Below are 18,153 nucleotides of genomic sequence, written 5' to 3'. Positions count from 1 at the left end.
ATTATAGGATTATTGAATACCCCGTGGGCGCACGATGGTTTCCAGTTTTCCGTCCTCATAATTCCGTGCGGCAGCCTGGCGAAGCTGGTCGTTCTTGGCAAGGACAGCATTTGCCAGCGTGTTCAAAGGCAATGCCCCGGTACGGTAGGCTTCTGCTACAATCGGTGACAACTGGATGGTACACGGTACTCGGTCTATCGTGGCAATCAACGTACTATCTTGCAATACAGGGTTTACTATACGTGGGTTCAGAGTTTCATTTGTATAGCGTCGGTACTGCACATTGTTCTCATTTGTTACGTTCAGTTTTCCCTCTGTTCGTTCTTTCAAGGCTTCGTGTCCTGCCTTATTCAACAAGTTCATACCTCCCAGGCCTATCAGGAGCATTTTCAGCAACGGGTTACGCACAAACATACCCGCCACAATGCTCGCTATCGGTAACATATTGTCTTCCAAATGCAATGATTCTGTCTTGCCTGTGAATATTCCCAGTAGAACATCAGGGAGCATGGCCATTACATAACCGAGATTGCCTGTGATATTACCTATGCCATCCAGTCCCAGCATACCAAGCAGTCCGCCCCAACCGTTTCCCTGTGCTACTTGCGCACTTTGTATCGTTTGTACATGTTGTTCCGCATCATTGGCAGGAACAACAGTTTCATGCTTCTCTTCTTTCATAATTTCATCCTGTTCTGTCCTGACCATTTTCGCTTTGTCACATTGTTCCAAAGACTGCAAGTAGGCTTCTTCCTGTCCGGGAGCAACAACAATCGGCACATCCTTGTACCGTTCCTCATATTTCTGTTCTTCCTTGCTCTGTACATTCGGCCACAATAAACCGCTATTCTGGTTTTGTGTCCATTCCATGAAGCCAAAGTCCATGACAGGGATTTTCTTTTTCAGTTGCTTGTTGTCTGTACCAATCGCCGTGTTCTCTTTGATTTGTATTTGGGCTGCCTCTTTGCGAAAATCGTCGAATACGTTTCTGTCTCTGCCGAACACTCCTTTACTGATGCACTGTTCTACTGAAAGGGTATCAGGCTTCTTGCCTTCAAAATGATTGGTGATGGCTGCAATAGCCACATCTGCACCGGTAAACTTTGCCAGTGTCGTCCATGAACCAGTACCACCCATCATCAGGGTATCTGCGGCTGTGCCCAACATCCATCCCGTACCTTTTTCCCATCTGTTCGGGCGGTAAGCTGCTTCGCCTCGTGCCTCTATTTCATCGGTCAGCGGTGAACGGCTTAACGTCTGCGATAATCCCAGCAGACTCGATTCGGCAGCCTTTCGGATGATGTAGTCAGCGGAAGACTTGGGCATACGTTCTTTCACCAACCGGTCAATCATCAGTTCCTCTATTCGGTGGTCCATATAGGCATAGGCGAGGTCACAACCGAGCTGTTCTGACAACTCATTGTAACGTGCCCTTCCGATTTCCTGCACGACGGTATCCCGCCACTGCCCGGCCATATACGCAAGGTCTTGCTGCATTTCCTCGGAACCGGTAATCTCCGTCTTGCACATCTCGATATAGTCCTCTGTTGTTTTGGAGTTCCATTCGCCTGTGACCTTGAGTGCTTGATAGGGGTCGCTCATTGGTTGTGCCGAAGATGCCATCATACTGAGAATACCACCTAAAGAGGTGGAATATTCTTTCATTTCCTCTCCCTGATTCCGTATGAGGTCAGTCCGCGTTTTTGACATGATGGGTGCGATATGGCAGTTGAAATAGTCGTTCACGAGGCGTTCCATTTCTGCAAACCGTCCGCTATGCTTGATTCCGTCCATAGTGTATTATATGTTTATCCTATTCTATTCATTAATAATTGCTCTTTTGTCTGCTCGATGGCGTTGTGGTAAATTTCCATCTGTTTGGGATAAAACTCTTCCAGCCATACATCCTTCTCGATGTTGTCGTGAATGAAGCGTATCGCTTGTTCTCGCTCAATCTCCACCGATGCTTCGCCCTCTTCCCGGTTATTGAACCATGCTTTCGTCCACCAGCGCACACCGGCCCGGTCAGGATATACCGTGACTGCTCTCGGTATGTCAAAGCTCTGGATGTCTATGTCTAATTCTGCCAGTGGGTCAATGATACCACTATGGGTCAGGGCTTCGTCGTAGAGTTTTTTTTTACATCATCGCCCATCGTCGATAAGTACACGCCATGCCGTAGGGCAAGGTAATGCAGGAAGTCCGCAATGAGTAGGTTCTGCACCTTACAAGCAAGCGGCATTGCTTTATGTCCCAGTCCGAGTGGGTTGGATATACTTGGCATATTTTCATAGAAATATTCTTTGACTGCTCCCATTGTAAAGACATGGCGGAGTGACTGCTCCGTATGTGGAGGAAGTCGGTATGCACCACGCTGTAAGTCTTCCATGTAGTAGGGCAGGAAACGTAGCATCAATTCCTCTATTTCCTGTCTGTCCTGCTCGTAATCGGTGGTCAGTGCCATCTCCATGTTGGGAGATGTTGCCGCTTCGCCTCCATCAGCATGACACAATGCTTGGATATTCCCATACAGCATGGTTAGAAATTCCAGCGGATTCAGTTCCTCACCCTTGAAGCGTATCCCGATATGCAGCTTGTCACCGCTTAAAGCTACAGTCTGTCCGGCCTTGACACGCTGTCCGAACTGGGCGAAGACATTTGACAAATGCCCATAGGTCACTTCATACTCCCCATAGCGTATAGTTTGGCAGATGCCGAGTATAGGGTCATTGCCTATACCTGACACGATACCGCTGGCGACAGCCGCCAGTGTGTAACACCGTACATCGAAGTCGATGCCATGATGAAAATATGTTTTGCCCGTTGTCGGATCGGTTTGTTCGCCATAGCCGAGCGATAGTTTCACATCCTTGCCCTTCCGTTCTTCAAAAGGCATACAGTATCCACTTTCGGATTGCAGGATCATTTCTTCTGTATATTTCATTATGTGATTATATTTGATTCTTATTCTTATCTTTTCATCCCCCCGCTATTCGTCTGTTCTTCAACGGGAAGAGCGGGTGTCTGTATTCGTTGTATGCTTCTCGTATCAGGTGTGCGGAAAATACCGGCATTGTTACCGATAAGCATCATGCCGAGAAATGCACCGGCAATCTTGCCCAGCCAGCCGAAGCGTCCGAATATAAGAAATGCTGCTGCGACCAGTCCCGCTATACTCAATCCCGACACGTTACCCTGTCCGAGATTACGGAAAAAGTTACCGAACATATCGGAAACTCCGCCATTGGAGACTTGCCGTAGAAAATTCGATACTCCACCCAGTTTTGAGTCTATGCCGGCTACCGTACCGCTGACGGAACCGACTGCTTCTCCGGCTTTGCTTGTCAGTTCTCGCACACCGTCCGCTGCATCTGCAAGGGTATCCGTAGCCGATTTCCCTATGACCGCATCGCTTACGATATGTACCACGCTCTTATCTGTGGTTAGTTTCTCCCAACCCACATAACCGACTGCACCGCCGATGGCTGCGGTCTTGACGGCTTGTCCTGTGCCCCGTAAGGTTTGTGAAGGATGCAGTGCAGCATGTCCCATACTTCTTCCGGTAGCTTTTGCTGCTTTGCCGCCATATTTTAATATTGAATCCCAAATTCCCATATCATTACATTTTTAAGGTCTTACATTCTTTCCAATCTGTCGCCAACGTCGCTTGGCTGCGTCCACGATACTACGTTTATCAGCTTCGGGACGTGCACCCTCGTCGATTTCCCGCCAAATGTCGCCCATTGTCGTGTACTTTACCGCTTTGGTCAGTCGTTGCAGCTTTGTGTTCATAGTTTTGAGCTTTGGACGGATGCCAAAGACAATTTCCATACGCTCTTTTTCCGTCATCTTGTTCTCCGAAAGGCACGCTGTGCGTATATCGTTCACTATTTCCACGCTGTTCATCATCAGTTCCCTATAAATCTTGTTGCGCTGTGTGGATAGGGCTACGGCAAGCGTATTGGCTGGACTTCGCTTCAATTGTTTGGTGAAGTCGCCCATATTGTCTGTCAGCCTCGATACCTCATAATAGAACCCATAAGTTTGCGCCGCATAGCAGACTATTGACCGGAAAGAGTTTAGATAGTTATTAAACTCTCGTTGCAGGTCTGTTGTCGCCTGCACTTCTTCTTTTGTCCAAATATGTCCGGTGGTCTGCATCAGCATGACCTTTTCCTGATTCTTCAGCTCCTTCTCTGCCTTTTCGGTATATACTGCAATCATTCCGGCCAGTACAGGGTCATTCTGCGCTTGTACCTCACCGATACCGGTAAGACACAGCAGTAATATACTTATCCAAATTGTCCATTTCATAACTGATATATTTTATCGGACGAGAGCTGCCGCCCTGTGCCAATGGGACAGAGCCATACGAGCTGCCTCACCGTTGTCACGGTCAAGCATTCCTGCCGTTACGTTGTTCCACACATCATTGAAAGTATAGTACCGTATGCTCAAATAGAGCAGATGTAACTTCCGGCTAAAATCCGATAGTTGGTCGTTCAACGCCCATAGCGTCTTGCTGCGTTCTGCCCCCGTAAGCATGTTTTCGTTGCTACCTTTGGCCACAGCGTCATTCAGCAATGTAAAAACAGAGACAAGTTCCGTTGCTGTTTCTATATAGAGGTTGTTCATGTTCATACTGGCCACAATGCCCTGCGGATTGTTTTGGATGGCCTTGCCTAATTTCCCCAGCGTGAGGAAAATCCGCACACCGTCATTGTAGAGATGCGTACAGGCTTTCAGTGATGAAGCGTAACCGCTTGCTGTCTTGAGGTAACTGTTGTACTGCTTCTCCCACTTGTGGATTTGGTTGAACTCGGTAGCGATGCTGTTTTGGAGCAAGGCTGTTTGTGTCTGTCCCTTTATTTGTTTTTCAATCTGCCCGTTTATCAGTTCGTTACCTTCGGCCAATGCAGTCCATTCCAACGGATTGGAAGCCGCAATTTGGGCTTCTGCCACCTGTGGAAGCAGGCATACCAGCGAGGCAACCAGCCCCAGACTAATGATTCGTGATTTCATATATTCCCTTTTTTCGTTTGTTAGTTTCTACCCGTTCACGGATAATTGACACGAGGTCGTCCCTATGGAAGATACCGATCAGGTCAAGACGGGGCGTGTTTCTGTCCATTGAAAGGATACGTACGGTTTTCAGCCCACAAAATTGTTGCAGCAGGCTTTGGTGCTCTTGAAAATCCACGATACGATATAGCTCCATATAATCCACTTTGCGACGGATAATACCGTATTCACTGACAAGTTGTTCCGTGCCGATGCAATAACGGATTCGCCGCAGGTAGAGATAACGGTAGAGTAACAGTAACGAGAGTATCAAGGCAATTACTGTGGCAATAGCTGTCAATGGCAGCCCTTCCATGCCTCCGTACACCCATACAGTGCCGCACAGCACGAGAGTGGGCAGCTCGTTGATGACAAATTGCCCGGTATGTGGATGGATGACAATGGTTTTGTGACAAGTTCTCTGCATAGGTTTTATGGATTATCGGTGAAAACGGGAATGAAAGTCTTCTCTCATTCCGGAAAGAGAATTGGTTATATCCACTTCCAACCGGGCAAGTTCTTCCCGTATCTTGTACATTTCCTGAAAACCCTTATCTGACATTCCCTGGTCATTGGTTTCAAAGGAGAATATTACTCTGTCCGCACGTTCAAGACGCTTTCGCACAGCCTCATGGTCTGCTTCGTCGTATAATCCGTTTCGGATATGTTCCGGATTGACTTCGGGCAAATCGGACAAGGCATGATTCAGCGTGGCTTTACCGCTGATCTCCCAATCGTCAAGGTTGTCCTTCTCTGGTTTTATCCGTTTGCCGAGTAGCTGGTCGTTCCAATCCTTATAACCCTCTGCGGCAGATTCATACAAGATGCATCCTGTAGCTTCCGGACCGGAAATGGAAGCATCAATCGCTTTTTCGATGGCTTCCAGATTGCTTCTCATTTTCTCTAATTCTTCCTCACTGGCAGAACCTTCGTCACGAGCCATGTCGTACTCATCCATACAAACCATTCTCATTTCCTGTAGATAGCCGTCACCAATTCCCATGTCGTCACGCTCCCCATTCTTCAAATTTTGTTTTGCATCATTTATACCCAGAATGGCTGTAATCTTTTCAAAATTGAATGGTTCAAGTTCTATTTCATACTGTGAATAGTCTTCGCTGTTGTTCTGTACAATCAGTCTGCCGGTTTGTGACAGACAGGTGGAGAAGTTCCAGCCTGCATGAGTGAGAGCAAAGTGGATAGCATAGACTTGTCCGGCACGGTCATGATCGAAGCAAAGATGATGTGAGGCATGGGGAGTTGCTTTTATCGCTCCTTTGAATTGCTGCTGGCTCGGTGCCCCTCCGGTAGAGATGAATACCGCCTTTCGCAGATCCTTGTTCTGTGCCTGATGAAGTTGGTAATATGCCATCGCATCATAAGCACTTTCGAACCAATAGATATGTTTGGCGGAGGTGAGAGAAGTGCGGGCAGGGCTGGCAATCCACAGTCCCTCGCTTGAATTGCTCCCTGCGGCTTTGCCTTTGTAGCTGCCGCTCCCGTCCATACGGGCACGTCCTCGTTCTTCAAGTCCCACAATCGCTCCGTCGCCTTTGGGCAGGGTTAGTGGAAAGGACAGGTTCGTGTAGGTCGCACCGTCCTCCCGATGTTTCGTAGCCAGATAAAAATGCCGATGGAAGGCATATTGTGTATAAAGGTCGATACCTCGGCTTTTAAAATAAGGATAAAATTTTTTCTGCGTTTCCCGATTCTGCGGATTGAACTTATGAATGTCGTAATCCGCTATGTCAAATGGCTTTACATCTCGTTTAGGGTTCACTATTCGGGTTTTCCGTTCAGTGACAGGAATGTTCAGTAATCTGTTACAGACAAGATTCACCAGTCTGTCTGGAGACATACCCGCATGGTACTCCGTGAAAAAGTGCGGATGCTCCTTGATGAAGGAAATGATGTTATAAACTTTCTGTTGTTGTGCGTGGAAACAGCATTTTCCTTGTTGTGTCACAATAAATTTGTCACCACGGATACGTCTGCCGTCGCTGTCCAAACGAACATACGAGGGATAGCGCAGACCGTCACGACGGTTCAGGTGATACCCTGCGTCAATCAATACGTCCTGGATGTTTAGTCGTTGCAGAAAGTCATCGTATGTAAGGTCTCCGTCTCTCATAGGTTTACCTCCCTCTTCTCATTTCATTAATATCTTGATTCATCTGTGCCTCGAAATTACGGATGGCCACATCTCTCGGTGTATCTACGCCGGGCTTGAAGTATGGATGTGGCGGTCCGCTGAAACGTTCGCCATAGAACTCCGGAGAGTGGTGGTGATGGAAGCCATGTGCGACTTCCGATGCCACCACAGCACCGGCGGTAAGGGCAGCGAATATCTTCACGCCAAGCCCCTTGTTCGCTTCAGGACGTGTCTTCATATCCACCTCGTTGAAAATCTTCGAAAAAAGTTTCATCCGGTGGTAATCATCCACAGCAAGAAACTTGTCGTAGTCTTTCTGGCTGATTTCGTGGCTGATGACCTGTCCGTCAATAACAGCGGACATCTTGTATTTACCCTCCGTCTGTGCCGGTTGCACGGCAATGTCACTGACCTCTACTTCCCGGCCATGTTTCTCCTCACGATACCAGCCTTTGCTTTCGTTGAGTAGTTGCAGGTCACGACCGTCCACGGCTGCACCGATACTGCCCTGTATGTATTCCTGCCGCATCGGAGTTTCTTGCTGCATGAATAATTCTTGTTCCTGCCGCTGCCGTTCTTCCAGTTCATGCCGCACTTCGGGATGCAGGCCGATACTGATGCGTTGTTCGCTGTTGAGCTGTTCCATCGTTACTTTATCGGCAAAGTCCGCTCCGATAATGCCGTTCAGCAGATCCAGCCGTTTCTCCACAGGTTGTTCCTCGATGGATGCGGTAGCCAGTTTTTTCACTTCTTCTTCCGTCAGGTCATAGACCATATCGGCATTGACACTTTCCGATTGTACGGTCAGTGTCCTCCGTTCCATATCCACGATAAGACCGTGCGAAGTAAGGCACTCCGACCATTTCTCGTTGGAAAAATAGACTGGTGAAGCAATCAACTCCTTGTATGCTTGTGCCGGTTCCTTGCTGCGCGGACGGCTGACAAGCGGTGTAATGACCTCCTGCAAGTTCTTCAATACATCTTGCTGTACAATGGGTTGCTCCTGTTGACCGCCTTTGTAGTAAAAGCCGTAGCCACCCGATTGCAGTTCGCCGGGCTTCATGCGCCCGTCTGGGCGTTCGGGTACGATGGATGGCCCCGGAAAGAAAAGCTGCCCACCAACTCTGCGTAGGTGGAAACCCCACTGTTCGCGTGGTGTCCAACCAAGGAATGGAGGGGGCATACCCAGTCGCCCCATGTGTCCGTACTCACCGATACCGATGCGGTAGCCATGTAGCCCCATCGCCACGCGACCGTTGGCATTGCGGGCATGGACGAAATTTTTCGGCATATAGAAATCTTTTCCTATGATACTCGTGAGTATGTTGTAGGCTTTCTTGTTGGCCGTATTCGTTCCCCAGTCCGTCAGAGCCAACATCTGTCGTTCTGTTATAGGATAGACCAATAACGGTGAATCATGCCCTTGCACAATCAGCCGGTAGCCGCCTCCGTCAAATGCGACATGGGCTTGAAGTCCGTTACGCATCAGTAGATTGCGCATTTCGGGTTGCAAGTCCATCTGCCGAGGATTAGTGTTTGTTCGTATCGTCATAGTCTGATGTTATGATGGTTACTTGTTATGCGTTGCCGTATTTCATAGCCGCTTCCAATTGTTCGTCTTTGAAACGGACAAACCCGGCGGCAGAATCTTCGCAGACCGTGAGTCCTTTTTCCTCACAGTAATGGGCGTACTCCTCCTGCCACTCGGCAGAAAAATGATTGATGTAATCGAGCCAGCCGTATTCGCCGCTCTGCATCTTCTCGACGAGAATCTCTTCGGGATAATATTTCTGTTGTGCCATACGCTTATATTAAATAGGTTTTATTTGTGAATACCTGCCATTCGGTTACGCTCACCGCTTTTCTTCTGTTCGTTCCACAGTTCTTCGGTGTATTCCTCCTCTGGAACGTAGTCGAGATTGCCGTCATCATTCATCACCCAGCAACCGTAGCAACCGAAGGTGTACTTATCCCATTCACGCTTGGGTTGCTCTTTCCATTTCTGCGCGTCACCTGCGCAGAAACGGATGCCTGTCTTGTTGTGAAGGTCGATGCCTACCGTGACAGGTTCGCCATCCACTGCCACCGTCAGAGGCTCACCATGCTGCATTCCGTTTACTTCTACTGTACCTAAGTGCATTACCTCTGCCAGCACTTTCAGGTTACGGGCGATGATGGGTGTCGGAACATACATCACCTGTTTTGTCTCCTCGTCGATTTGCACGAAAGCTTTACTGCGTCGTCCGTCCGCCATAGCCACGTCTGCAATGATGGATTTGCCGTCAAGCAACTGTTTTTGCTGCTCCTCGTTGTAGCATTCCAGTGGTGACGACTTTAGTGTGGGATAAAAGACCACATCCACCTCGCCGCTATCCATACGGATAAAGGCAAACCGACTGCGACTCTCGATTACTTCGCCATTCTCGTTAGTGACACGCATGGGCAGTACCGGCGAGTAGCCGCCTTTCCCGATTTCTTTCAGGATACACAGGGGCAAATCTTCAATCATTTCTTGGGTAAGCCCAAAGCGGGCCAATGTCGGATAAGGCAGTTCGTTGAACTCAAATTGTTCTTTTTTCATATTCTGAACGATGTTATAAAATTATACTCAGCAAATATAGAGCGATTTCTTATCTGATGACTAAAACATTTCTTTATAAGTGATTATAAAGTGGTATTTTTAATGTTTTGAATATGATTTTTCGCAAATAATCATATTCAAAATTGATTAAATAGTTATATTTGGAGAGAAAACAGTCGGCAATGGACAGACCATAAGAAGAGCGTGCTAACTTTGCTGCCATGAGAAAGATTTTATTATTGATGATGACGGGTGTCTCATTATGTATCACGCCAGCCAAAGCACAATTCAATACCGTTGCCGTTACCCCAACACGCTACAAGATGGAGGTATTGGATATGGGGTTAGACCAAGCGGAACCGGCATCCGAAAGCGAGATTTCCGTACAGGAAGTTTCAACAGGTATCCCGGTATCCGCAGATATGGATAAGAAAAAGTGGATGGATCGTTACTTGAGTGTAAGTTACCCGTTACGTTATATCAAGGTCACTTCGCCTTATGGCTACCGTAAGGACCCGTTTACGGGAAAGAGTAAATTTCATGGCGGACTGGACTTGCGCGCACGTGGCGACAAGGTGATGGCCATGATGGAGGGTGTGGTCGTGAAGGTCGGACAGGACAAGACTTCCGGCAAGTATGTAACCTTGCGGCATGGTAGGTACACCGTCAGTTATTGTCATCTCTCTAAAATTCTTATCGTCAAAGGGGCAATAGTTCATCCTCGTGATGTGGTTGGCATTACCGGCTCCACAGGACGCAGCACCGGCGAACACCTGCATATCACCTGCAAACTCAATGGCAGGAGTATCAGCCCCTCGCTTATATTCGATTATATCCAATCCATCCGGCAGGAGTGTATATCAGCATTGGCAGGTTTGTAAAAGAGAAGTGAAAAGGGCTGAAAACGTTCCGGTTACTTTGTCATCCGTTCAATAATATGGGCAATATGGTTGCCCCAGACGTGTATTTGTACAAGGAGCATCGAAGGCATGGAGAGCGTCTTGCCATAGAAAATAGCCGCCACTACTTTGCCACCGCACCGTTCTATCTCTTCCTTGTAATCCACCACGCTTTGCCCGGTTGTCAGCACATCATCTATGATGATAATCTCTTTCCCTTTGATTTTTCCGGTAATGAGGTAGTTTCGTTCGAGGATACGCTTCTCTCCACCTTTGGCCTCATGCAGGCTTTCTCGTGCATCGCAAATATCAACGTCGTACAGTCCTGAAGTTAAATCCTGTCGGTGCTTTCCGATGTACCAGTCGAGCCGTTTGAACCGTTGACCGTATTTTATCCAGTTGCTACACGGCATGAACATTATATGGTAAGGTCTCTTTTTCAGTTGCAAGGCATTCATACACGTTTTAAAGAACTCGATTCCGTGTATATCTCCTTGTTTGAACTGGTAGATGGAATGGCAGAAAGCCCTCTGTTCATCATTGAGCAGCGCATTGTATCGTGACGGATAGTAATATCCGTAAAAGGAGATTCGGATGCCTCGTAACTTGAACGGCTTATGGGGAGAATGGCCATCAAACCGTTCGGGATGCAAGAGACAGAACATACGGCAGGCTTCCCGATGACCGGCCATTACCGCCAGACGACAGTAACGTTCACGTTCCTCGCTCTTTTCGGTCAACCGTGCGGCGGCGAATGCCGCTTCTCCTGCTTTTCGTCGCCAGTAGCCGATAATATACCACAATGCCCCAATTGTGAAAAGCAGGAGTATGAACAATAGTCTTGCATTCATCGTATTTTTATTTGAATGAAGCGGCCCGTTTCAATCCGGTTATTTACAACATTACGGTGTATTTCGACATAATCGGATATGGGAATTATGGCTTCATTACTTATATCAAATTCGTTTTCACTCACTTGCAAAGTTAGCAAAATCGTGGCACTAATCTAAAATAGCACCGATAATTTATAAGCCATATCACTTTTATATCATAAAGTCTTGCCCATACAATTTCCTCTTTTAATTGTACATGCTCAACTTTTATAGAAGATGTTCGCCCTGACCGGTACACGGCAAATGGCATACAAGTCTGCTATATGCTGTGTACCAGTCTTTGGGATAAAGCAAGGACGATGGCACATTTGCCACAAGTGTCAATCAAGCCAATCTGTTGTCCTTGCAGCGACCTCTGCTATCTGTTCTTTTGTAACCGGCAATGCCGTCTGTTTGTTTTTATAGCTTCGCCCCACACCATCAGCGGAGCGTCACAGGACTTGTCCGCAAGAGACATTCACTCACCTTATGGCAGCAGAGCTGCTATGGGGTGAGTGAAAGACTCTTTACGGAAGCCAAACATGAAAAGACCGTACACCTCGGTCACAAACTGCCAAGGCTTACGCTTCGCCAGATTTGAGACTAAGTTGTATGGTCACTTCATCGGGAAGTTTGGACCGGCAAGCCACAGACGTTCCACTGCCCACCCATTCCTTTTATAAATCTTGCACCTATTCTACATGTCTATATGACAACCGCCTGTAGTAAGAAAGCATATTCTGTTTGTCGGTTAGCTCTGCTGTAGTCATATTTTCCGCAAAGTAAGCCGCCTTTTACCAAACATCAAATCGCCACTATCGCTGGAACGAAAAATCTTCCTCTGACACGTCAGAGCGTATTTCTTGTCGCCGTTTTGTCTTATCGGTATTCTTGGGCGGCAGTTGATGGCAGAAAATATCCCTCAGCAGGCTGAACAGCCTTCAAAAAGAGGGAAAAAGAAAAATTATCAGAGTTATGGCAAAGACGATAGACATAGAACTTCAAAAACAGTTGGACAAGCCACAGGCATGGTTCTGCAAGTATTTTCCTGCACGCATACGCAATGTGAGTGAGCGTGAGATAGCAGACCGCAAGTTAGTCTTTGATTTCAAGGATGGACGGGCATACGAAGAGGTTGCTCAACGCACGGCAGCCAACATGACCGAACGTTATGGAACATCATGTACTAACATTGTATTTTCTCCCGTACCGGCATCCACCGATAAGAAGAACGAGATACGTTACAAAGCATTCTGCCAAAGAGTATGCGAACTGACGGGAGCTATCAATGGTTATGACCATGTATCAGTGAGTGGTGAGAGGCTAACCATTCACGAAAACCGTAAGGCAGAGAAAGAAATCCGTAAGGTAAACGTCATTGAGTTTGATTCGGCTTTTTTCAACGGCAGGTCTGTGGTAGTCTTTGATGATGTGATAACCAAAGGGCTGAGTTATGCTACCTATGCCAATCAGCTTGAAAGCCTTGGTGCTAATGTACTCGGAGGTATATTCCTCGCAAGAACCCATTACAAAGTGAAATAATATGACCCAGACAAAGTATGATAAGGCAGTGTCCGTTTGCTTCAGTGGACACCGCAATATTCCATTCCTATACAGGAAGCAACTGAAGCTGCAATTAAAGGCAGCGATAACCAAGGCATACGCTGGAGGTTATCGTCATTTTTACTGTGGTTGTGCCATGGGGTTTGATATGCTGGCGGCAGAAGTTGCTCTTGCGTTGCAGTCCGAATTGTCAGGTCTGCAAGTTATTGCCGTAGTACCGTATCGCGGACAATCCGAGCGGTGGAACGATGCGATGAAAGCCCGGTATGATACTATTCTCTGTAACTCGGATGATGTTATCATCCTGAGCGAACACTACTACCATGGCTGTTTGCTTCGACGCAACGACTATATGGTTTTTCACAGTTCGTCTCTTATTGCCTGGTATGACGGCAACCCCAAGGGTGGTACGTTTTATACTTATCGTAAGGCTACAGCGAATGGACTAAAAGTTCTAAATCTCTATGGCAGCTCAATCGTATAACAGCCATCTTGTTTTCGCATATTCCGAGCCGTAGCGGTGACTCCTTTGCCATTCATGTAAAGGCTGTTTTGTCAGCCATAGCGTGATATGGCAAAGTACGCTATTAGTTCTGATGTATTGCCCGGCTTTACCTATGTGCCGGTTTAGTTGGTGTTGCTGTATTTTTATATCTTCGGAGGCTCCATCCTCCTTATATCTTTCTCTACCTTTTTTAGTATTCGGCTTAAAAAGTAATATACTTGCCTTACTTTTCGCCTATTTAGCATGTTTAAGGCACGTCTTTTTATAAATAAGTGCAGCAATTGGTTGCTGCACTTTTGCTATAATATCTATTTGTCATATTAGACCTTCCCGTACACCGTCCTCATTTTTCCGTCCACCAGCACCTTATTTGACCGCACAATCCAAGCTCTGCCGTCATTCAATCCGCATTCCAATGCCTTTTCGCCGCCGCCGATTAGTACCGGAACGGTTGTCACTGTGATTTCGTCCGCCAGCCCGTTATCCAAGAGTAAAGCCCCGATTTCCTCACCGTAAGCCACCACCATACCGTCGCCGTCTTCCTTCATCTGTCTCAGTTCTGCCACTGCATCTCCTTGGATGAACTTCACTCGTTCATTCTCCGTCAGGTCGATGCCGCCGTTCGTCACAACCAAAGTCTCTTTCGCCGTAATCGGCCAACCCAAATGGTTCATATAAATACGCAGGTAAGTTTCTTCGTCAATCAGCACACAACTGGAGGCATCCACAGCCGCATCAAAATGCTTGTCCGAAGGAGCCGGACAACCGTCGATGGACTGATACACGTGCAAGGAAATCTGTTTCATATTCAATGTGTTTTTAAGAATTATGTCCACCTTGCACCCTAAAGAACAGCATGAACCCACGCTATTCCGGAATAGAGGTACTGCCATACCTAAAAGGCAGATAAGCAAACCCTTGCTGTATAAACATACAGTATGAATATTTTGCTATACATCTTGTCTTTTTGATAAGTGTCAGTTTTCTATTCCAAGACGTTCAGTGAACGTATAATATGTATATCAATCTCCGCCTGTTTCCAAGCCGAGTATGAATCTTCCATGTCACGACAATGACCGTACCCGAAAGTACCGTCTGCTGTCTTCATTTTGACAAAGATAACGAAAGATTGGCGGATAAGCAAACAAAAAACATTGTTTTTCAGGTTGCCTGTTCCGAACTGCATTCTGCCTTATCAAAAAGACTTACTCATTCCCCATGATTTAATACAGTCGTCATTCTGCAATTATCAAGAGATGGGCCAATCCATCCGATTCCACCTCCCTTTATAGTTCACCTTCCTCCGATATAATACGGGCAATCCATTCCGATTGTCCGTTACCCTGTTTTACAGTTTTATTCATCCCTTTCTATTTGATTGTCATTTATTATCGTTTTGCTGCTGCCGTGCGACCTCTCGTGGACTTATTTTCCCGCAAAGGTAATAGGCTGCTCCAATCTTGCCAATGCCGGCGTTCCGCCGCGAGTGAGCCGCAAAAATCTTCCTCTCCGTCTGTCAAGCGTATTTTTCCGCATCAGCCTTGTCAGATTGTTTCCGCCACCTTTTGGAGGCAGAAAAATAAATCCCAAAGGTCGCAAACAGGTTGAACAAAGGGAAATAGTAACAATAAAAAAATAACATTATGAAAACAGAGATTAGGCAGAATGGCAAAGTGATACTATCGAGTACAGACGATATATCCATTCCGATGATTTTCAAAAACTTATGTGGTAAGAACTTTTCTGGAAACGACTATCAAAACTATCTCAGAACAGTTTGTCAGGATATTGGTGTTACTACGGGGGCGATTGAGTATTATGCCGACAACGTTTTGATTGAGAAAGCAACTATTCCTGATTTTTAAAAACTATATACAATGAAAAGGAAAGAGAAAGCAGCAGTAGATGAATTTGTTGCCCTTGTAGGAGGCAAGACATGGGAACCTGTACGCCATAAATGTATGGGTAAATGGAGTGGTATGACCGATTACGGTTTTGTCATAGACGGACGGATAACGCTCTTTGTTTCCAATAGTATGGCATACTTTAAGAAACGGATTCGTGAGTGGATTAAGTCGATACATACTTTTGAAGCGAAGAAAGATTGCTATCTCCGCTTGCTACGTGAACAAATTGAAAAGGACAACGACAAGGCAAAGGACGAAAAGTTAAATCCTGTCAGACTGATAGACATCGGTATCTTATCCCCCGAAAGCAATAGCCCGTTTGATTTTTTTGCCCCTTATGTGTTAGTCGAAATAAACGGCAGGCGGTTCAAGCATCAAACAGCGGAGTTAAGTTGCGCTATTATGGTGGATAGTTTGGCAGGATACCTTGAAGAATGCAACTGCAAGGATATATACACGGCAAGGGCAGTGCGTACACCTGACTACATTTTTTGCGGTGTGCGGTTTGACTCCCGTGATAATATGTATAAGATTGGAAAGTAGAGATTAATGATGTCTGAAGAAGTTATTACTTACAACGATAACTCCAGTCGTTTTATAGGACGGCATCAGCATTTGACCTACTAAATACATAAGTTCCCAATTTACGATTGGAAACTTATGTATTTTTCTGTATGGAAAACTAATCAAATAATCGCTGACTTATCATCCAGTCATTAAGCACGTCCGGATCTACACGATTTGTAAGATTCACATTTTTACTCAAACAACCGATTTTCTCACCTCTTAAATAAATAACTGGTGGGGTTAATGTATTCGGATTGTATGGACTTAACGATGAACTGGGACTTCCATATATGGAATACCGATTCTTGAAAGATATACTTGAAAAGTGACTACCGTATATATTCTCGTTGTTGGATATGGAATCAGGAGTAGATGTGTTCAACGACAATCTGCCTAAATACAAACCGTCATTTGCCAATAGAAACGATTCTTTCCTTGAAATTCTGGTATCTAAACCTATTCTATCCATTCCCTATGATTTAACGCCATTATTTAATAATGCCATAACGTCTTTTAGTTGCATTATCGAACACCTCTGTCTCTCTTAGAAACTGCATTACCCGTTCCCTGTCTTCGGAAATCAGGCAACCTTTCAGTTTACCGTTCTTTTCCGTGATTTTTAATTTTGAAAGTTCGAATATATCGGAACAATCCAGCCAACTGTCATAGTCCAGAATATCACGATAGTTCCGAACCATCAAAGGATATTGGCAGTCCAGTAGCTCTTCCGACCTCTTGGAAGAATCTATTTCCGAATTTATCAGTAAGGCACCGATAGCGACACCTTCCGGAGTAAAGCCGATAATAACAATATATTTATTGCGGTCTTTATATCCGTCTTTTAGTATCAGTCCGTCCTCTTCGTCCAAGGGGACATAAATAATATCACCAATTTTGACTGATGACATATCTACTTGCTCAGCTTTGGCCATTATAGCTTTCAGCTTTTCCAATGCACCGGTTTTGTCGTCCATTTGATTTAAGATAAAGCGTTCTTGACAATCTGCTTTTCTCGGATATAATCTACCATGTCCTTGGTAGCTTTTCCTGCCCGGGCTATATCTATAATGGTAATGAAGTTTTTTTGAGGATCATCCTGAATGCGTGTCATCGCTTCTTCCCATGCCGAGTCATGCGACAAATCGGACAAGTCATAAGGGTCTGTATCCTTATATTTAGCGATAGCAGCGTCAAGACAACGTTTGTTGGCACCTGATATATAGTCCATATCGGGTACGGCAGAAGTATATACCTTCTTGTCACGAACCTCTATGTCTGAAAGGAACTCGTCAAAATTCCCATCCAAGGGTTTGCCTTCTGCAATTTGCAGTGCCTTGTAGGTATAGGCTGGCACCGGGCCATGCTTCAATGCTCTGAAAGAGTCTTCGACAATCACTTTGCCATATTTGACAAGATGGTCCTGTTGGGCAAAATAAAGTATTTTAAATAACTTTATATAGTCCACTCCTTGAGTGAAACTCTGCATGATGTAGAGTACCACTGCTCTTATTTTAGCAATCTGTATAGCTGTTTTCATTTCAAAAAAATCTATGCGATTACAAAGATACAACTAATTTGCTGAATAATACGCTCATGATACAAAAAAAATAGTCCGTTGCATTTTTTTTACGACATTTAATATAGTCGTCATTCTGAGAGTAATAGTCTGCAATTATCAAGAGATGGGCCAATCCACCCGATTCCACCTCCCTTTATAGTTCACCTTCCTCCGATTATAGTACGGGCAATCCGTTCCGATTGTCCATTACCCTGTTTTAACACCCCTGTTTTACAGTTTTATTCATCCCTTTCTATTTGATTGTCATTTATTATCGTTTTGCTGCTGCCGTGCGACCTCTCGTGGACTTATTTTCCCGCAAAGGTAATAGGCTGCTCCAATCTTGCCAATGCCGGCGTTCCGCTGCGAGTGAGCCGTAAAAATCTTCCTCTCCGTCTGTCGAGCGTATTTTTCCGCATCAGCCTTGTCAGATTGTTTCCGCCACCTTTTGGAGGCAGAAAAATAAATCCCAAAGGTCGCAAACAGGC

General features: G+C 45.9%; 24 protein-coding genes. 6 read left to right on the top strand and 18 right to left on the bottom strand.

Annotation, left to right across the window (positions count from 1 at the left end):
* Positions 1-9: 9 nt before the first annotated feature.
* The 11 genes from I2I04_RS06095 to I2I04_RS06045 are packed head-to-tail and all read right to left on the bottom strand — an operon-like array spanning position 10 to position 9,794.
* Positions 10-1,794 carry a hypothetical protein gene (locus I2I04_RS06095; protein WP_004323424.1) on the bottom strand — a complete coding sequence of 595 codons (1,785 nt, stop codon included), beginning with the start codon at positions 1,792-1,794 and terminating at the stop codon, positions 10-12.
* A 14-nt stretch (positions 1,795-1,808) separates the two neighbouring features.
* A complete protein-coding gene (locus I2I04_RS06090; RefSeq protein ID WP_009017568.1) occupies positions 1,809-2,090 on the bottom strand; it encodes a hypothetical protein in 282 nt (93 codons plus the stop codon).
* Between the two features lie 23 nt (positions 2,091-2,113).
* The gene (locus I2I04_RS06085) at positions 2,114-2,944 is read right to left on the bottom strand and encodes a M23 family metallopeptidase (RefSeq protein ID WP_004313633.1); all 831 of its coding nucleotides are present in this window, start codon (positions 2,942-2,944) and stop codon (positions 2,114-2,116) included.
* 26 nt (positions 2,945-2,970) lie between these two features.
* Positions 2,971-3,615: a hypothetical protein gene (locus tag I2I04_RS06080; protein ID WP_004308686.1), complete on the bottom strand. Its 645-nt coding sequence runs from the start codon at positions 3,613-3,615 to the stop codon at positions 2,971-2,973.
* Positions 3,616-3,627: 12 nt separating this feature from the next.
* Entirely contained in the window at positions 3,628-4,314 is a 687-nt protein-coding gene (locus tag I2I04_RS06075) for a hypothetical protein (protein WP_004308685.1), read from the bottom strand.
* 12 nt (positions 4,315-4,326) lie between these two features.
* Positions 4,327-5,022, bottom strand: coding sequence for a hypothetical protein (locus I2I04_RS06070; protein WP_004308684.1), 696 nt, complete (start codon positions 5,020-5,022; stop codon positions 4,327-4,329).
* Positions 5,003-5,488, bottom strand: a complete 486-nt coding sequence (locus I2I04_RS06065) for a PH domain-containing protein (RefSeq protein WP_004313632.1) — start codon at positions 5,486-5,488, stop codon at positions 5,003-5,005. Before I2I04_RS06065 ends, I2I04_RS06070 begins: the two co-directional genes overlap by 20 nt.
* Positions 5,489-5,500: 12 nt before the next feature.
* Complete coding sequence (locus tag I2I04_RS06060) at positions 5,501-7,192, bottom strand: toprim domain-containing protein (protein ID WP_004308682.1); 1,692 nt, start codon at positions 7,190-7,192, stop codon at positions 5,501-5,503.
* 4 nt (positions 7,193-7,196) lie between these two features.
* Positions 7,197-8,765: a hypothetical protein gene (locus I2I04_RS06055; protein ID WP_008659504.1), complete on the bottom strand. Its 1,569-nt coding sequence runs from the start codon at positions 8,763-8,765 to the stop codon at positions 7,197-7,199.
* Positions 8,766-8,790: 25 nt separating this feature from the next.
* Positions 8,791-9,015, bottom strand: a complete 225-nt coding sequence (locus I2I04_RS06050) for a hypothetical protein (RefSeq protein WP_005836766.1) — start codon at positions 9,013-9,015, stop codon at positions 8,791-8,793.
* A gap of 20 nt (positions 9,016-9,035) precedes the next feature.
* Positions 9,036-9,794 carry a DUF4099 domain-containing protein gene (locus I2I04_RS06045; RefSeq protein WP_004308679.1) on the bottom strand — a complete coding sequence of 253 codons (759 nt, stop codon included), beginning with the start codon at positions 9,792-9,794 and terminating at the stop codon, positions 9,036-9,038.
* Positions 9,795-10,015: 221 nt separating this feature from the next.
* Between I2I04_RS06045 and I2I04_RS06040 the strand changes: the two genes are divergently transcribed.
* The gene (locus I2I04_RS06040; RefSeq protein WP_004313629.1) at positions 10,016-10,675 is read left to right on the top strand and encodes a M23 family metallopeptidase; all 660 of its coding nucleotides are present in this window, start codon (positions 10,016-10,018) and stop codon (positions 10,673-10,675) included.
* Positions 10,676-10,707: 32 nt separating this feature from the next.
* On the opposite strand, the gene I2I04_RS06035 is transcribed toward I2I04_RS06040, so the two are convergent.
* Positions 10,708-11,544: a phosphoribosyltransferase family protein gene (locus I2I04_RS06035; protein WP_004308677.1), complete on the bottom strand. Its 837-nt coding sequence runs from the start codon at positions 11,542-11,544 to the stop codon at positions 10,708-10,710.
* 305 nt (positions 11,545-11,849) lie between these two features.
* On the opposite strand from I2I04_RS06035, the gene I2I04_RS06030 reads away from it, so the two are divergent.
* The 3 genes from I2I04_RS06030 (at position 11,850) to I2I04_RS06020 (ending at position 13,612) form a co-directional block, all read left to right on the top strand.
* Positions 11,850-12,080: a hypothetical protein gene (locus I2I04_RS06030; protein ID WP_083835130.1), complete on the top strand. Its 231-nt coding sequence runs from the start codon at positions 11,850-11,852 to the stop codon at positions 12,078-12,080.
* A gap of 460 nt (positions 12,081-12,540) precedes the next feature.
* Positions 12,541-13,107, top strand: coding sequence for a ribonucleotide-diphosphate reductase subunit alpha (locus I2I04_RS06025; protein ID WP_004308675.1), 567 nt, complete (start codon positions 12,541-12,543; stop codon positions 13,105-13,107).
* Position 13,108: 1 nt separating this feature from the next.
* A complete protein-coding gene (locus I2I04_RS06020; protein ID WP_004313628.1) occupies positions 13,109-13,612 on the top strand; it encodes an SLOG family protein in 504 nt (167 codons plus the stop codon).
* Positions 13,613-13,953: 341 nt separating this feature from the next.
* On the opposite strand, the gene I2I04_RS06015 is transcribed toward I2I04_RS06020, so the two are convergent.
* Complete coding sequence (locus tag I2I04_RS06015; protein WP_004308674.1) at positions 13,954-14,439, bottom strand: dihydrofolate reductase family protein; 486 nt, start codon at positions 14,437-14,439, stop codon at positions 13,954-13,956.
* Positions 14,440-14,618: 179 nt separating this feature from the next.
* Positions 14,619-14,819, bottom strand: coding sequence for a hypothetical protein (locus tag I2I04_RS06010; protein WP_004308673.1), 201 nt, complete (start codon positions 14,817-14,819; stop codon positions 14,619-14,621).
* Positions 14,820-15,276: 457 nt separating this feature from the next.
* Between I2I04_RS06010 and I2I04_RS06005 the strand changes: the two genes are divergently transcribed.
* Both I2I04_RS06005 and I2I04_RS06000 read left to right on the top strand, forming a co-directional pair.
* A complete protein-coding gene (locus I2I04_RS06005; protein WP_004308672.1) occupies positions 15,277-15,498 on the top strand; it encodes a hypothetical protein in 222 nt (73 codons plus the stop codon).
* A 12-nt stretch (positions 15,499-15,510) separates the two neighbouring features.
* A complete protein-coding gene (locus I2I04_RS06000; protein ID WP_004308671.1) occupies positions 15,511-16,083 on the top strand; it encodes a hypothetical protein in 573 nt (190 codons plus the stop codon).
* 139 nt (positions 16,084-16,222) lie between these two features.
* On the opposite strand, the gene I2I04_RS05995 is transcribed toward I2I04_RS06000, so the two are convergent.
* The 4 genes from I2I04_RS05995 to I2I04_RS05980 all read right to left on the bottom strand — a co-directional run.
* Positions 16,223-16,576, bottom strand: a complete 354-nt coding sequence (locus I2I04_RS05995) for a hypothetical protein (protein ID WP_004323416.1) — start codon at positions 16,574-16,576, stop codon at positions 16,223-16,225.
* Between the two features lie 19 nt (positions 16,577-16,595).
* The gene (locus I2I04_RS05990; protein ID WP_004308670.1) at positions 16,596-17,081 is read right to left on the bottom strand and encodes a hypothetical protein; all 486 of its coding nucleotides are present in this window, start codon (positions 17,079-17,081) and stop codon (positions 16,596-16,598) included.
* Positions 17,082-17,086: 5 nt separating this feature from the next.
* Positions 17,087-17,644 carry a Panacea domain-containing protein gene (locus I2I04_RS05985; RefSeq protein ID WP_004308669.1) on the bottom strand — a complete coding sequence of 186 codons (558 nt, stop codon included), beginning with the start codon at positions 17,642-17,644 and terminating at the stop codon, positions 17,087-17,089.
* A 329-nt stretch (positions 17,645-17,973) separates the two neighbouring features.
* Positions 17,974-18,153: hypothetical protein (locus tag I2I04_RS05980; RefSeq protein ID WP_195580664.1), on the bottom strand; the 180-nt coding region annotated here is incomplete at its 5' end.

Source organism: Bacteroides sp. 1001136B_160425_E2, from assembly GCF_015559655.1.
Classification (GTDB): Bacteria; Bacteroidota; Bacteroidia; order Bacteroidales; family Bacteroidaceae; genus Bacteroides; species Bacteroides luhongzhouii.
Note: the sequence above shows the minus strand (reverse complement) of the source record. Positions and strands in the feature narration are given on the sequence as shown.